This window comes from Amycolatopsis decaplanina DSM 44594 (assembly GCF_000342005.1).
GTDB classification, from domain to species: domain Bacteria; phylum Actinomycetota; class Actinomycetes; order Mycobacteriales; family Pseudonocardiaceae; genus Amycolatopsis; species Amycolatopsis decaplanina.
Genome location: NZ_AOHO01000058.1, coordinates 233,168 through 247,388 on the forward strand (window position 1 = coordinate 233,168; position 14,221 = coordinate 247,388).

The 14,221-nt window shown below is 66.9% G+C and carries 11 protein-coding genes; 4 read left to right on the forward strand and 7 right to left on the reverse strand.

Annotated features, from left to right (window positions below; all coding sequences use genetic code 11):
- Together scpA and H074_RS20465 are read right to left on the reverse strand one after the other, a co-directional pair.
- Nucleotides 1–2,178, reverse strand: coding sequence for a methylmalonyl-CoA mutase (scpA, locus tag H074_RS20460; protein ID WP_007031961.1), 2,178 nt, complete (start codon nt 2,176–2,178; stop codon nt 1–3).
- Nucleotides 2,178–4,058: a methylmalonyl-CoA mutase family protein gene (locus H074_RS20465; protein WP_007031962.1), complete on the reverse strand. Its 1,881-nt coding sequence runs from the start codon at nt 4,056–4,058 to the stop codon at nt 2,178–2,180. The genes scpA and H074_RS20465 overlap by 1 nt, the downstream gene beginning before the upstream one ends.
- A 211-nt stretch (nt 4,059–4,269) precedes the next feature.
- Here H074_RS20465 and H074_RS20470 point away from each other — a divergent pair, with 211 nt between their 5' ends.
- Nucleotides 4,270–6,036, forward strand: a complete 1,767-nt coding sequence (locus H074_RS20470) for a serine/threonine-protein kinase (protein ID WP_007031963.1) — start codon at nt 4,270–4,272, stop codon at nt 6,034–6,036.
- 240 nt (nt 6,037–6,276) lie between these two features.
- Here the strand turns inward: H074_RS20470 and H074_RS20475 are convergent, their stop codons facing one another.
- Nucleotides 6,277–6,963, reverse strand: a complete 687-nt coding sequence (locus H074_RS20475; protein WP_152521462.1) for a MerR family transcriptional regulator — start codon at nt 6,961–6,963, stop codon at nt 6,277–6,279.
- Nucleotides 6,964–7,038: 75 nt separating this feature from the next.
- On the opposite strand from H074_RS20475, the gene H074_RS20480 reads away from it, so the two are divergent.
- From H074_RS20480 to H074_RS20490, 3 genes are read left to right on the forward strand one after another with little or no spacing between them, the layout of a single operon-like run.
- Nucleotides 7,039–8,013, forward strand: a complete 975-nt coding sequence (locus H074_RS20480) for a hypothetical protein (RefSeq protein ID WP_007031965.1) — start codon at nt 7,039–7,041, stop codon at nt 8,011–8,013.
- The gene (locus tag H074_RS20485) at nt 8,010–8,441 is read left to right on the forward strand and encodes an ABA4-like family protein (RefSeq protein ID WP_007031966.1); all 432 of its coding nucleotides are present in this window, start codon (nt 8,010–8,012) and stop codon (nt 8,439–8,441) included. The genes H074_RS20480 and H074_RS20485 overlap by 4 nt, the downstream gene beginning before the upstream one ends.
- Complete coding sequence (locus H074_RS20490) at nt 8,434–9,219, forward strand: purine-nucleoside phosphorylase (protein ID WP_007031967.1); 786 nt, start codon at nt 8,434–8,436, stop codon at nt 9,217–9,219. Before H074_RS20485 ends, H074_RS20490 begins: the two co-directional genes overlap by 8 nt.
- A gap of 394 nt (nt 9,220–9,613) precedes the next feature.
- Here the strand turns inward: H074_RS20490 and H074_RS20495 are convergent, their stop codons facing one another.
- The 4 genes from H074_RS20495 to H074_RS20510 all read right to left on the reverse strand — a co-directional run bounded on the left by H074_RS20495 (nt 9,614) and on the right by H074_RS20510 (nt 14,191).
- Entirely contained in the window at nt 9,614–10,735 is a 1,122-nt protein-coding gene (locus H074_RS20495; RefSeq protein WP_063705424.1) for an acyltransferase family protein, read from the reverse strand.
- 17 nt (nt 10,736–10,752) lie between these two features.
- Complete coding sequence (locus H074_RS20500; protein ID WP_007031969.1) at nt 10,753–11,541, reverse strand: glucose 1-dehydrogenase; 789 nt, start codon at nt 11,539–11,541, stop codon at nt 10,753–10,755.
- Nucleotides 11,542–11,570: 29 nt separating this feature from the next.
- Nucleotides 11,571–12,857, reverse strand: coding sequence for an FAD-binding oxidoreductase (locus H074_RS20505; RefSeq protein ID WP_235096833.1), 1,287 nt, complete (start codon nt 12,855–12,857; stop codon nt 11,571–11,573).
- Nucleotides 12,858–12,943: 86 nt separating this feature from the next.
- On the reverse strand, nt 12,944–14,191 hold the full coding sequence (locus tag H074_RS20510; protein WP_039922949.1) for an NAD(P)/FAD-dependent oxidoreductase: 1,248 nt from the start codon (nt 14,189–14,191) through the stop codon (nt 12,944–12,946).
- Nucleotides 14,192–14,221 lie beyond the last annotated feature (30 nt).

The window sequence follows — 14,221 nt, forward strand, 5'->3', positions numbered from 1 at the left end:
TCAGGACTCCTGTGCGGTCAGCTGTCCGATGAGGTCGATCGCCGCGTCGGCGATGACCGTGCCGGGGCCGAAGATCGCCGCCGCGCCGGCCGCGCGCAGTTCCTCGTAGTCCTGCGGCGGGATGACGCCGCCGACCACGACGATGATGTCCTCACGGCCCTGGTCGGCGAGCTCGGCGCGCAGCGCGGGGACCAGTGAGAGGTGTCCCGCCGCCAGCGACGAAACGCCGATCACGTGCACGTCCGCCTCGATCGCCTGCCGCGCGACCTCGCCGGGGGTGGAGAACAGCGGGCCGACGTCGACGTCGAAGCCGATGTCGGCGAAGCCGGTCGCGATCACCTTCTGGCCGCGGTCGTGGCCGTCCTGGCCCATCTTCGCGACCAGGATCCGGGGACGGCGGCCCTCTTCCTGGGCGAAACTTTCGACCAGTTCGCGCGCCTGCTCGACGTTCTCGGCCTTGCCGACCTCCTCGCGGTACACACCGGAGATGGTACGAATCTGACCGGAGTGGCGCCCCCAGATCTTCTCCAGCGAGTCGGAGATCTCCCCGACCGTGGCCTTCGCCCTGGCGGCGTCGATGGCGAGCGCGAGCAGGTTCCCGTCGGCCTGGGCACCGGCCGTGAGCCGCCGCAGGGCGTCCTGCGTCGCGTCCTCGTCTCGCTCTTCGCGCAGCCGCCGCAGTTTCTCCAGCTGCTGCGCGCGCACGCCGGCGTTGTCGATTTTGAGCACTTCGATCTGCTCGGCTGGGTCTTCGCTGGCGACCTGGTACTTGTTGACGCCGATCACCGGCTGGCGGCCGGAGTCGATCCGCGCCTGCGTCCGCGCCGCGGCCTCCTCGATGCGCAGCTTGGGGATGCCGGCGTCGATCGCCTTCGCCATCCCGCCCGCCTGCTCGACCTCGGTGATGTGGCCCCACGCCTTGCGCGCGAGGTCGTAGGTCAGCTTCTCGACGAACGCGCTGCCACCCCACGGGTCGATGACGCGTGTGGTACCGGATTCCTGCTGCAGCAGCAACTGCGTGTTCCGCGCGATGCGCGCGGAGAAGTCGGTCGGCAGGGCCAGGGCCTCGTCGAGGGCGTTGGTGTGCAACGACTGCGTGTGGCCCTGGGTCGCCGCCATCGCCTCGACGCAGGTGCGGACGACGTTGTTGTAGACGTCCTGCGCGGTCAGGGACCAGCCGGAGGTCTGCGAATGCGTGCGGAGGCTCAACGACTTGCCGCTCTTCGGTTCGAAGCCCTTCACGAGCTTCGCCCACAGGAGCCGCGCCGCGCGGAGCTTCGCGACCTCCATGAAGAAGTTCATCCCGATCGCCCAGAAGAAGGACAGGCGCGGCGCGAACTTGTCGACGTCCAGCCCGGCTTCGACACCGGCGCGGAGGTACTCGACCCCGTCCGCGAGCGTGTACGCCAGCTCCAGATCGGCGGTCGCCCCGGCTTCCTGCATGTGGTAGCCGGAAATGGAGATCGAGTTGTACTTCGGCATGTTCCGCGAGGTGAACGAGAAGATGTCCGAGATGATCCGCATCGACGGCTGCGGCGGGTAGATGTAGGTGTTGCGGACCATGAACTCCTTGAGGATGTCGTTCTGGATGGTCCCGGCCAGTTTGTCCGGCGTGACACCCTGTTCCTCGGCCGCGACGACGTACAGCGCGAGCACCGGCAGGACGGCGCCGTTCATGGTCATCGAAACGCTCATCTTGTCGAGCGGGATGCCGTCGAAGAGCTGGCGCATGTCGTAGATCGAGTCGATGGCTACACCCGCCATGCCGACGTCACCGGCGACGCGCGGGTGGTCGGAGTCGTAGCCGCGGTGCGTCGCGAGGTCGAAGGCGACCGAGAGGCCCTTCTGGCCCGCGGCGAGGTTACGGCGGTAAAACGCGTTCGATTCCTCCGCGGTGGAGAAACCCGCGTACTGGCGGATGGTCCACGGCTGGTTGACGTACATCGTCGGGTACGGGCCGCGCAGATACGGCGCGACGCCGGGATACGTCCCGAGGAAGTCCACTCCGGACAGGTCGTCGGCGGTGTACACCGGCTTGACGCCGATGCCCTCCGGTGTCTCCCACGCGAGCGCGTCGGGGCCCTTGCCGGTGGCGGCGTGCAGTGCTTCGGTCCATTGAGGACGGTCGGCAGGGTCTGGGCTGCCAAGCTCGATTCCGGCGAAGTTCGGGATGGTCATCACTGCACTCCGAGCTCGTTCAACGTGCCGGTCAGGATTTCCAGGGCGTCACAGCCCGTGTAGAGGTAGCCCGTGACGTCCGGGTGGTCGCCGGGTTTTCCGGCGAGAAGCACAGACGTGGCGCCCGCTTCCTTCAGCGCCTTCGCGACGCTGTCGGCTTCCTCCGCGTAGGAAGCGTTGCTTCCGCAGAGACAGGCGATCTTCGTTCCACTGGCCAAGAATTCCGCGACGACGGCTGGGATGTCCTCGGGAGCGCCGGGGTTCACGGCCTCGATCCCGCCCGCTTGGAACAGGTTCGCCGCGAAACTCGCCCGCGCGGTGTGCGCCGCGACCGGGCCGAGCGTGGCGAGGAAGACGCGAGGACGGCTGGGGTGCGCGTCCGCCCGGTCCCGCAGGGCCTCGAAGGCCTCGGCGTACCGGTACCGGGGAAGGCCGCCGCCCGGCAGATCTTCGACGGGGTCGCGGACGACCGCTTTTTCCGTCAGGTTGGGGAATTCGCTCACGCCGGTGATCGGATCGCGACGGGTCCCGATCCGCTTCGACCGCTTCTCCCAGGTCTCGGCGAGCCGTCCGGCGAGCGCGCCGGAGGTCAGTTCGGCCTCGATCCCGCCCGCCGCCTCGATGGCGGTGAATTCGCGCCATGCTGCCTTGGCCAGGTCTTCGGTGAGGTTCTCGACGTACCAGGAGCCGCCTGCCGGGTCGATGACACCGGCCAGTTTGGACTCCTCCAGCAGGACGGCGTGCGTATTGCGCGCGATCCGCGCGGAGAACGCGTCCGGCTGGCCGATCGCGGCGTCGAACGGGAGCACGGTGATCGCGTCCGCGCCACCGACCCCGGCACCGAAGCAGGCGAGCGTGGTCCGCAGCATGTTCACCCACGGGTCGCGCTGGGTCAGCATCGCGGGCGAGGTGACCGCGTGCTGCCGCATGCCCGCGCCTTTGCCACCGGAGACCTCGGTGACGCGGGCCCACAGGCGCCGCGCGGCACGGAACTTGGCGATCGTGAGGAACTGGTCGGCCGTGGCGGCGAGCCGGAATTCGAGCTGGTTCGCGGCGGTGTCGACGTCCAGCCCCGCTTCGGTGAGCGCCCGCAGGTACGCGACGCCCGCGGCGATGGTCGCGCCGAGTTCCTGCGCGTCCGAGCCGCCCGCCTCGTGGAACGGCAGGCCGTCGGCGACGATCGTCCGCACCTTCGGATGACTGGCGGCGACGCGCGCCGCCAATTCCGCGGCGGGGGCGAGCGGATGCGCCGAGCCGGTGCGCGCGGTCAACCCGATCGGGTCGGCGCCGAGGGTCGCGGTGACCGCGCTCGCCGGGATCTCGCGTTCGGCGAAGAGGGCGAGCAACTCGTTCGCGGCGGCCTCGTACTCCTCACCCGCGTCGAGGATGACGGGCGCGAGGTCGACGTAGACCTCGTTCAGCGCGTCGGCCAGATCGGCGACGGGGACCCCGGTCGCGCCTGCGCGCAGCCAGATCGAGCTGACGCCGCCTTCGAGGTCGGCGAGGATCGCGGCGTTCGTGGCCTTGGCGTCACGGCGCGCGTACCGGGCACGGATGTCCCAGCCGGTCGTCACCGCGCCCTCGGGCCGGGCGCTTCTCACGAACGGCGGAAGACCGGGGAACCCTGTGCCACCGACCGTGTCATCGGCGGTGTAGAGCGGCTGGATCTCCAGGCCGTCATACGTCCGGGTGACCAGCTTGCTCTCGGGCGGGCCGTCGAACGACTCGTCGATGGCGCCGCTCTTGCGCAGCACACCGGCGACGAGTTCCCGCCACTGGTCGCGGCTCGCTTCCGGGAACTCCGCCGCGAGCTTCAACTCCTCGGGCGCGTCGGGCTCGCCAGGGGTCGGCACTGACTCCGTCTCGGCCACTTCCGTCATAACCATCGATGCTAACGGCCCTCAAGTGGCATCACCTGTGACGCTAGTCGCGCCCAGCCTCGTGAGTGGTGAGGACGGTTCTAACCGTCCTCACCACTCACGAGCCCCGACGCCGAGCCGCTGCGCCGACGGCGTGTTCCGGGTACACCCGTTCACTCCGACAGGGCACGGCGCATAGGTCCGTCACGCGGGCATACGACACAATTGGGCCGTGCCGTCCGACACCACCGAGTCCAGCGAGAGTCCCGGCGACGAGAAGCGTGTAGTCGCCGGGCGATACCGGTTGCGCTCGGTCATCGGTTCAGGATCGATGGGCACGGTCTGGTCGGCCTACGACGAGTTCCTGCACCGTCCGGTCGCGGTCAAAGAGGTCCGCCTCCCACCCGGCGTCCCGACCTCACAGGCCGACGAACTGCGCGAACGGACCCTGCGCGAAGCCCGGGCGATCGCGGTCCTGAGTCACCCGAACGTGATCATCTTGCACGATGTCGCGCGCGAGAACGACGAACCGTTCGTGGTCATGGAACTGCTGCCGTCGCGCAGCCTCGCGCACATCCTGCGCGACCACGGGCCGCTGACGGTCGAGCAGGCGGCGGCGGTCGGCATCGCGGTGGCGTCCGCGCTCGAAGCCGCGCACGCCGCCGGGATCACCCACCGTGACGTCAAACCGGGGAACGTCCTCGTCGCGGGTGACGGCCGCATCAAGCTCACCGACTTCGGCATCGCGCGCAACGTCTCCGAAGCCACCATGACCCGCACCGGGATGATGCTGGGCTCACCCGCCTACATCGCGCCCGAAGTCGCCTCCGGCGGCGCTGTCGTCCCCGCCGCCGATCTGTGGGGGCTCGGCGCGACGCTGTTCGCCGCCATCGAAGGCTCGCCGCCCTACGACGCCGACGGCGACCCGCTCGAAACGGTCGGCAAGGTCGTCAACGGGAAGGTGCCGAAGCCCGGCCCCGGTCCGCTGGCCGACGTGATCGGCGCGCTCATGAAGAAGGAGCCGTCGAAGCGGATCACCCTGCGCGAGGTGCGACGCCGCCTGTACCCGTTGCAGGCCAAGACGCTCATCGACCTCTTCCCCGCCGAGCTGTTCCACACGCCCGACGGCAAGAAGACCACCGCGCACCTGGACGCGACCGACACCCAGGTGATCAAGCCGGTCGCACCGGAGAAGCCGGGCGAGGGCACGAGTTCCGAACTCGCCGCCGACCCCGGCCCGCTGCCGTTCCTGAACCGGCCCGCACCGGCGCCTCCCGGCGAACTCGCGCCGATGCCGACCGTCACGCCGGTGGCGCCTCGCCGGCCGGGCCGGTCCCCGGTGGGCACCGTGCTGCTGGCGCTCGCGTCGGCCATCCTCTTCCTGGTTGCCGCGGGAGGCGGGTTCGTGCTGGCCAGGGCCGTCGGCGGACAGGACCTGCGGCCGCCGGAAAAGGTGCAGCAGGGCGACACGATCGTCACCCAGCCGCCGCCGAAACTGATCACGCAGCAGGGTGACGCCAGCACGGTGAACGGCATCAAGGGCGGCCGGTTCAGCATCGGCGTCCCGGAAGGCTGGCAGAAGTTCGTCGCACCGCACATCACCAGGGGTGTGCCGAGCACCGTGGTCCAGTACGTCTCACCCGACGGCCGCCAGGTCATCCGGGTCGAGCGGCTGAGCGGTTTCCTGGCCGACAGCCCGCCACCCGCCTACTTCAGCTGGCTGAAGAGCCAGCATCCGGAGATCGCCCCCATCGGCGGTCCCACGACCGTGCCCGGCCGGGGCGACGGCAGCCAGCGGTACACCTACCGGACGACCGAGCGCGCCTCCGGGAACAGGGACGCCGTGAACGAGAGCATCACGCGCACGACGTACATGGACCTGTTCAGCGGTGGCACGGACCTGTGGATCCTCTCGGTGACCTCGCCGATCGAGCAGGAGAACTCCGCGAAGACCGGGATCTTCGAACCGGTCGCGCTGTCACTCATCGTCGACGGCTAGCCGGGCGAAGTACGCCTTCAGAGGCGGGTGGGGCATGTATGACAGGTGTGTGGAAATAGGGACGGTCAACGTCCCTATTTCCACACACCTGTCACGGCCCACCGTTTGCCGAGTCCATCCACCGAGCCACATCGCGCTGTCACTCATCGTCAACGGCTAGCCGGACGCGGCTGAACGGGACTTCCCCCGCATGCGAAGTGAGGCAAGCACCTCACAGCGTGAGATGAAGGCAAGTCCCCTTCAGCTCCTGTCGGAGGCTAGCCGGGCGAAGTACGCCTTCGAAGCACGCTGTTGCGCCAGCCGCCGCAACACAGAGAGCAGCCTGTCGCCCAGAACGGTCTCCACGACGGCGATCTCGATGATCTGCTCCAGCGACTCGATCCCGGCGATGCCTTCGAGGTCCAGGTCGGCCGTCCGGTCGGCGATCTCGGCGTAGGCGTCGAGTTTGTCGAGGTACCAGCCGTGCCCGACCTCCCGGATCGCGCACAGGACGCCGACCAGTGCCTGGATGACCAGGTCGTCGTCTTCCTTGCACGGCCAGCCGCGGCGCTCGGCGAGGTCCCGGACCGTGGCGAGCGCCCATTCCCGGCTTTCCTCGTCGACGACCTGGCGAGAGCTCGTGATGCCCTGCTGGGCGATGCCGAGGACGTGGTGAGGGCCGGCTTCCCCGCCGTCGACCGCGGCGAGCACCTCGCCGACCGTCGCGAGCGAAAGGCCACCGACGTCCATCAGCGCCCTGATCAGCTTGATCCGCTGGACGTGCCCGTCGTCGTACTTCGCCTGGTTGGGACTGGTCCGCTCGCCCGGCGGGAGCAGTCCTTCCCGCAGGTAGTACTTGATCGTGGCGACCGGTACCCCGGCTTTCTCGCTCAGTTCGGCCATCCGCACGCGTGAGCTCTCCGATCTCGGGGACGGTTCAAGGGTCATCCCTGAAGACTTCTCAGGATGGATAGTTTAGCTTCCCATAACGGAGAGCTTGACTATCCATTTTGGGAGGGATCCATGACCATCTTGACCGATCTCCGCGTGAGAACCCGCACCTGGCACCGCGGTTCGTATCGCTGCGCCCAGGCCTTCGCCGTGATCACCGTGCTGTGCGTCCTGGCCATGCTGATCGACCAGCGAACGCTGAGCGGCGCGCCGCTCTGGGCGAAACCGTTCAAATTCGCCGTCTCCGCCACGCTGTACTTCTTCAGCTGGAGCTGGCTCGTCTCGCTGCTGCCGAAGTTCCGGCGGACGGCGAGCGTGCTGACGAACGTGCTCGTCGTGATCTTCACGGCCGAGTACGTGCTGGTGGTGTTCCAGGCCTCCCGCGTCCGCGCGAGCCACTTCAACAACGCGACCCCGCTGGACAACACGATCTTCCAGGTCATGGGCGGGATGATCGCCGTGCTGTGGGCGGTCAACCTCGTCCTGACGATCGCCGTCCTGTTCACCCGGCTCCCCGACCGCGCGACGGCGTGGGCGGCCCGGATCGGCGCGGTCCTCGGCATGATCGGGATCTCGCTGGCCACGCTGATGAGCGGCCCGACCCCGGACCAGCAGGCCCTGCTCGACGCGACCGGCCAGTCCGCGATGATCGGCGCGCACACCGTCGGCCTCCCCGACGGCGGCCCCGGCCTGCCGATCCTCGGCTGGAGCACGGTCGGCGGCGACCTGCGGATCCCGCATTTCCTCGGCCTGCACGGACTCCAGGCGCTTCCGCTGCTCGCGCTCGCCCTCGGCGTCCTGGCCGCGCGCTACCCTCGGCTCCGCGACGACGTCGTCAGGCTGCGGCTGGTGGTGATCGCCGGCGTCGGCTACGCGGGCCTTCTCGCGTTGCTCACCTGGCAGGCCCTGCGCGGCCAGTCGATCGTCGCCCCCGACGACCAGACCCTGACCGCCTTCGCCCTGCTCATCGCGGGCGTCGCGGTCAGCGGGCTGATCGCGATCGGGCGGCCGGCGAAGGACCGGGAGCTGGAGGCCTCGCTGCGATGAGCGTCGAGACCCTGTTCACCTGGACCTTCCCGCTGGCGACGCCGTTCTGGCTGCTGATGATCTTCCTTCCGGGCTGGTCGTGGACCCGCCGGATCATGTCCTCGCCCTGGACGCCGCTGCTGCCGCTGATCCCGTACTTCGCGCTCGCCCTCGCGCATCTCGGCGAACTCTGGACGGCGGTCAGCAGGCCGGACCTCGGCGCGCTCAGCGCGTTCACCGGCACGCCGTACGGGGCGGCCACGATCTGGGCGCACCTGATCGCCTTCGACCTGTTCATCGCGCGCTGGATGTACCTCGAATCACGCGAGCACCGGATCCATCCACTGGTGACCGGCCCGATCCTGGCGCTCACGATCTTCCTGTCCCCGTTCGGGCTGGTGGCGTTCCTGCTCGTGCGCACTGCCCGGATACGCTCGTCGCATGAGTGAGAACGAGGTCGCGGCGGCCGCCGCCATCGCCGAGCGCACCGGCGTCGAGAAGCACGACATCGCCGTCGTGCTCGGTTCGGGCTGGCGCCCGGCGGCGGACGTCATCGGGGAGCCCGAGGCGGAGATCCCGCTGGGCGAACTGCCCGGATTCGTCGCGCCGGGCGCGGTCGGGCACGGGGGAACCGCCCGGTCGGTCCGCGTCGGCGAGAAGCACGCGCTGATCATGCTGGGCCGCACGCATTTCTACGAGGGCAAGGGCATCGACCCGGTAGTGCACAACGTGCGCACCGCCGCGGCGGCGGGCGCCAAGACGGTGCTGCTGACCAACGCCGCGGGCGGCCTGCGCGAGGGCTTCCGCGTCGGGCAGCCGGTGCTGATCTCCGACCACCTCAACCTGACCGCGCGCTCGCCGATCGTCGGCGCGAACTTCGTCGACCTGACGGATCTCTACTCGAAGCGGCTGCGCGACATCGCGCGCGAAATCGACCCTTCGCTGGAGGAGGGCGTCTACGCGGGACTCACCGGGCCGCATTTCGAGACCCCGGCGGAGATCCACATGCTGCGGACGCTCGGCGCCGACCTCGTCGGCATGTCGACGGTGCTGGAGGCCATCGCCGCCCGCGCCGCCGGGGTCGAGGTGTTCGGGCTTTCGCTGGTGACCAACCTGGCGGCCGGGATGACCGGGGAACCGCTGAACCACGAAGAGGTCCTGGAGGCGGGCCGCCAGTCCGCCACCCGTATGGGCACCCTCCTCAAGGAACTCGTCTCCCGCGCCTGAGGTTTGCGCGTGAAGGCCCCTCTGCAGTTCCCGAGGCCAGTAGCCGTCCGACTTGCACTAACACGGCTACTGGCCTTCGAGGGTACGCGCTCGCTGGCCTGCCCGGCCAAGTGACCGCAGGTTCCAACGTGGGCGCAAGATCCGTGAGCCGTGTACTCACGTACCTGTTCATTGACGCATCCCCGGTGGACTGACTCGCCGTCGATCAGCGGCACAGTCGAGCAGGCAACCACGTCGTCAACGTTCCCGCACACTGTCGGACGTTCGCATTGCAATAGACGCGCAAGTCGTGAACCCGAACTTTGCCGGGGTTCACAAACTGGTACCCACGCAAAATCAAGACGGATTCACTTTGCGAACAGCCAGATAACGATCAAATCCAGAGAAGAGGCTTTCACACCCTTGGGGTCAGTTCCCGGACACCCAAGCGCAGCACCATCGGCTTTTCGACGGTCGAGTACAGGAGCCACGAGAGTCCCACAGTAATCGCCAGGAAAAGCACCTGGAGCGCCAGCGCGGCCGGCGTACTCCATGCCTTGCCGACGATCATGCCACCGAAATGCAGCACCACTAGGTGTATCAGATACATGGCGAACGAGATCCGGCCCAGCCAGGTCATGGGCCTCCCGCAAAGGAAGGTGACCCGTCCTCGCGCGTCGGCCGCGGCAAAGGCGCCGATCACCAAAGCGAGCGGGATCACCGTGGGTACGACCATCGCCCAGGATGAAGGGACCATCATCCATTGCACGACGCAGCCCACCACCAGCGCTCCGACGGCAGGTACGACCGGTATGTCGATCCATCGATTCGTCACCACGATCCTCGCCAGGAGAACACCGAGGGCGAACTCGAGAAGCCGGACACACGGAAACGTGTACACCGCCCAGTAGTCCCACACCGACATCGGAAACCAGGGCATTTTCGGCTCTCGTGGCAGGAACACCTCGGACAGGGCTGGGATGAGCGGGATAAGCAAGGCCACGCCACCCGCGGCCAGCCACAGCCGCCGCACATCGATCCGATTCACCAAACGCAGCAAAAGCGGAAAGCACAGGTAGAACAACACTTCGCAACTGAGAGACCAACTCGGCACGGACAAGGCATTGATCACCTCGACGTCGGGAACCCAGGCATGCACGAGGAAGAGGCTGGGCACTGTTTTTCCGACGGTGATCTCCCCGTTTGCACCCAAAATCAGCGCCAGCACGATCGCCGAAATCCAGACGACGAGATGGTTCGGGTAAATCTTCACGAGCCGCCGCAGCCAGAACCGCCATGCCGAATCATCCGGCCTCGCCGACCAGGTGAGTACGAAACCGCTGAGCACGAAGAAGAACGACACACCCAGCCAACCAGCTCCGATACCCAAACCCGCGAGTACCTTCGCAACGTCCCGATCACCATAGAAGCCCTGCATGGAAGAATGACAGAAAAAGACAAGAAACGCCGCCAAGAAACGCAACCCCGTGAGCGAAGGAAGACGAACCGGCGTCGGTACTGTTTTCGATGAGTTCATCGTTTCCCTGCTTCCGCCTAAAGATCCGGAAATCCCAGTCGAACCGGCACGTCGTTTACTCCCCCGTCGACCTCGATGATCTTCCCGGTGACGAAGGCCGAGGCGGGCGAAGCGAGGTATAGAACCGCTGCCGCGACGTCCTCGGGACTGCCGATTTTCCGCATGGGTGTGGCTTCTTCCACTTCTCGCCGGCGCTCGGTATCGGTCAAAAGCGGCCGCAGAGGCAAGGTGTCGATGACCCCGGGTGAAACGGCGTTCACTCGGATCCGAGGCGCGAGGTCGTACGCCGCCAATCTGGTGTAATGAGCGAGTGCGGCCTTCGCTGTCCCGTAGGCAAGCCATCCCCGGCCTCCGACCCTGCCCACCGTCGAGGTGATGTTCACGACGGTGCCCGTTCCTTCGAGCAAGTACGGAACGGCCGCGCGGGTGACCGCGTGCGCCGTGCCGACGTTGAAAGCGAAAGCGGCCTGGAGGTCGCCGGGAGTGAGCTCACTGAACGGCTTGATCTTCATCGCGGCACCCACGTTGTTGACCACGACATCCAAGCGTCCGAAGGAAAGCACCGCCTGTTCCACCAGTCCTGATGCCTCATCCCCATCGCTCAGATCCGCGGCGACGACCAAGGCGCGACGACCCGCGCTTTCGATCCTGGCCCGCACCTCGTGGAGTTCCACCGTGGAACGGGCGGAAATCACGACGTCGGCTCCAGCCTCGGCGAGCGCGATGGCCGAGGCCGCACCTATCCCGCGTCCACCACCGGTGACCACGGCGACCCGATCGGCAAGGGACAGGTCCCGTGTCATCATGCCTCCTCTGCTCTTGCGACATGCAGAAATCAGGTGGTGCCGATATTGACGTTGAACCGGAACAGGTTGTCCGGGTCGTATTCGGCCTTGACCTGAGCGAGTCGTCGATACGTGACCGGTGAATACGCCGCATGAAGTTCCTTTGCGGGTTCTCCACCGTTCACGAAATTCACGTAGGGCCCGCCCAATTCGTGCCGCCGGATGGCCTTTGCCGCAGTCATGGTCCACGAACGCAGCGGAACAGACGTCGCGTCGCGAACGGCCAGCACGTTGCAGGCCACGAGATGGGTCGCGTGCCGGAACGAAAAGGCCGTGTCCGCGGCACCGAGACGGCTGATCGCACCCCCGAGGTGCTGAACCTGGAGCATCGTCTGAGGGCTGGGAAACCTTTCGGCCAGATCGAGAAAAGCGTCGATGGTTTGCTCGTCCAGCCGCGCGAAGAACGAACTGTGACCGTCGGCACGCAGGCGATCGGGTTTCCCGTAGACCGGCTGTTGAAGTTGTGCATAGGTCAACGGGCGCACCGTGTCCACCGCCGCCGGGCCACACGGCCGGAACCCCCGCTTCACTGTCTCGAGCTTGCCAGGTGGGCCGAAGGCCGCCATGCCGACGGAGATCGCCGGCTTTCCACGGAGCTCCGCCGGGATGTGCCCCGCTTTCGGTGCCGTCATCAAGGTGACCCGCAAGGCGAGTTCGTCGGGAGCGGAATCACAGAGTTCCTGATAGCGCATCAGCACACTCCGCCCACGACCCAGCGGGTAGAGGAGCGTGCCACCGACCAGTTCGCGCACGGGGTGCAGCCGAAACCCCATCCGCGTCACGACCCCGAAATTGCCCCCGCCCCCTCGAAGTGCCCAGAACAAAGCAGGCTCTCGCTCAGGAGAAGCGGTGACGAGGTCGCCGTTCGCCGTCACGACGTCGGCTTCGAGCAGACTGTCGCAAGTAAGTCCCGTCAAGCGATGCAGCCAGCCGAAACCGCCACCGAGCAGAACACCTCCGACCCCGACCTGTGGCGCGTCCGCGCCAGTCACTCCCAGGTGGTGCAGTTGTGTCGCGGCGTCCACCGGCCCCCAGAGCGCTCCCCCTCCAGTCACCAACTCCCGTTTCACCGGATCGACGCGCACACCGCCCAGCGAGCGCAGGTCAAGCACGGCGGCGCCATCGGCGGTCCCGAAACCGGCATGGCTGTGCCCACCGCCTCGCACTGCCAGCGGTATCCCCCGCCTGGCTGAGAACTCGACGACGGACCGGACGTCTACAGCGGTGTTCGGCCGGGCGACGAACAGCGGCCTACGGTCGACTTCGGCATTCCACACCCGGCGAACTTCGTCGTATCCGAGGTCTCCGGGGGCGATGACCGCGCCGTCGACGCCCCTGCGCAATTCCGACAACTTCCGGACTGTCAAGACCGCGTACCTGTGCCGGTGACGTCCAGTTCGAAGATCGGGTTCAACGAGTTCAGGCCGGATACCAGGGTGACGAAATCCTTGCGAGGGAAGAAGAGCCTGCTGGGGTCGACCAGTTGTTGGGCGTACTGATAGTACGCCTCACGATTGAGCCCCGCGTCATAGAAGAACCGAACGAATGACAATATGTTCTCCAAGAATTCCCGGTAGGACTTCTCGTAGCCCCTGGCGATCGATTCGGCGCGTTCGGGATTCCCCAGCATCACCGGCACGGCATGGGCGACCGAGCGTGCCGCCAGCATGGCCAAAGTCACACCGGTGGAGAACAACGGGTCGACGAACGCGGCCGCGTCGCCCATCAGCATCCATCCTGGCCCGGCGAAACGGTCACAAGCGTACGACCAGTCGCGCGCGTTGCGGTACGCACTCACCCGAGTCGCGTTTTCCAGGTATTTCTTGAGATGTACGGATTCCGCGATCTTCGTGGTGAACAACTCAGGCATGCTCAGCCGTGTTTCGCCTGCTTCGTTCGCCGGAGTCACGAATCCGACACTGTGCGTCCCGTCGTGCAGCGGTATGTACCAAAACCATCCGCCGGGCACATGCTCGATGAAGATGTTTCCCGTTTCCTCGCCGGTCAGACTGACACCACCCTGGAAATAAGTCCAGACGGCCACATTCCGAAGGTCCTCATGCCAGTGCACCTCGGTGAGATGCCTGCCGAGGACACGCGCCTGACCGGATGCGTCGATCACCAGCTTCGCGCGGATTTCCGTCTCCGCGCCGCCGCGCACCGCATGACGAACACCGGTCACCCTGCCGTCCTCGAGCAGCACCTCCTTGACGATTGCCTCTTCCAGGACGCGTGTGCCGAGTTCACGCGCGCGACCGAGGAGCATGGCGTCGAAATCGGCGCGGCGTACATTGTAGGCATTGGTGAACTCGGGATCCCCTTCAGCGAAATTGAAGGACCACCGCCCACCCTTCCCCCACACCAGGCTTCCGCCGAATTTCTTGACGAATCCGAAGTTCTCCAGCCTGTCCCGGATTCCCAGCTCGTCGATCACCCCCACACAGCCCGTGATGAGCGATTCGCCGATGTGGTAACGCGGGAACTTCTCACGCTCCAGCAGAATCACGTCAATCCCCTGTTGGGCCAACAGGCCGGCCGCGGTACTCCCCGCAGGCCCTCCGCCGATGATCACGACATCGGCGGTCTCGGTCGACCGCGTTTCCACTGCCATGCGCACTCCTCCAATTTTTATTGACGAACC

Excerpts from the sequence above, each read along its gene's own strand:
- scpA (WP_007031961.1), bottom strand. The coding sequence starts at position 2,178 with ATGACCATCCCGAACTTCGCCGGAATCGAGCTTGGCAGCCCAGACCCT.
- H074_RS20465 (WP_007031962.1), bottom strand. The coding sequence starts at position 4,058 with ATGACGGAAGTGGCCGAGACGGAGTCAGTGCCGACCCCTGGCGAGCCC.
- H074_RS20475 (WP_152521462.1), bottom strand. The coding sequence starts at position 6,963 with ATGACCCTTGAACCGTCCCCGAGATCGGAGAGCTCACGCGTGCGGATG.
- H074_RS20480 (WP_007031965.1), top strand. The coding sequence starts at position 7,039 with ATGACCATCTTGACCGATCTCCGCGTGAGAACCCGCACCTGGCACCGC.
- H074_RS20485 (WP_007031966.1), top strand. The coding sequence starts at position 8,010 with ATGAGCGTCGAGACCCTGTTCACCTGGACCTTCCCGCTGGCGACGCCG.
- H074_RS20490 (WP_007031967.1), top strand. The coding sequence starts at position 8,434 with ATGAGTGAGAACGAGGTCGCGGCGGCCGCCGCCATCGCCGAGCGCACC.
- H074_RS20495 (WP_063705424.1), bottom strand. The coding sequence starts at position 10,735 with ATGAACTCATCGAAAACAGTACCGACGCCGGTTCGTCTTCCTTCGCTC.
- H074_RS20500 (WP_007031969.1), bottom strand. The coding sequence starts at position 11,541 with ATGATGACACGGGACCTGTCCCTTGCCGATCGGGTCGCCGTGGTCACC.
- H074_RS20510 (WP_039922949.1), bottom strand. The coding sequence starts at position 14,191 with ATGGCAGTGGAAACGCGGTCGACCGAGACCGCCGATGTCGTGATCATC.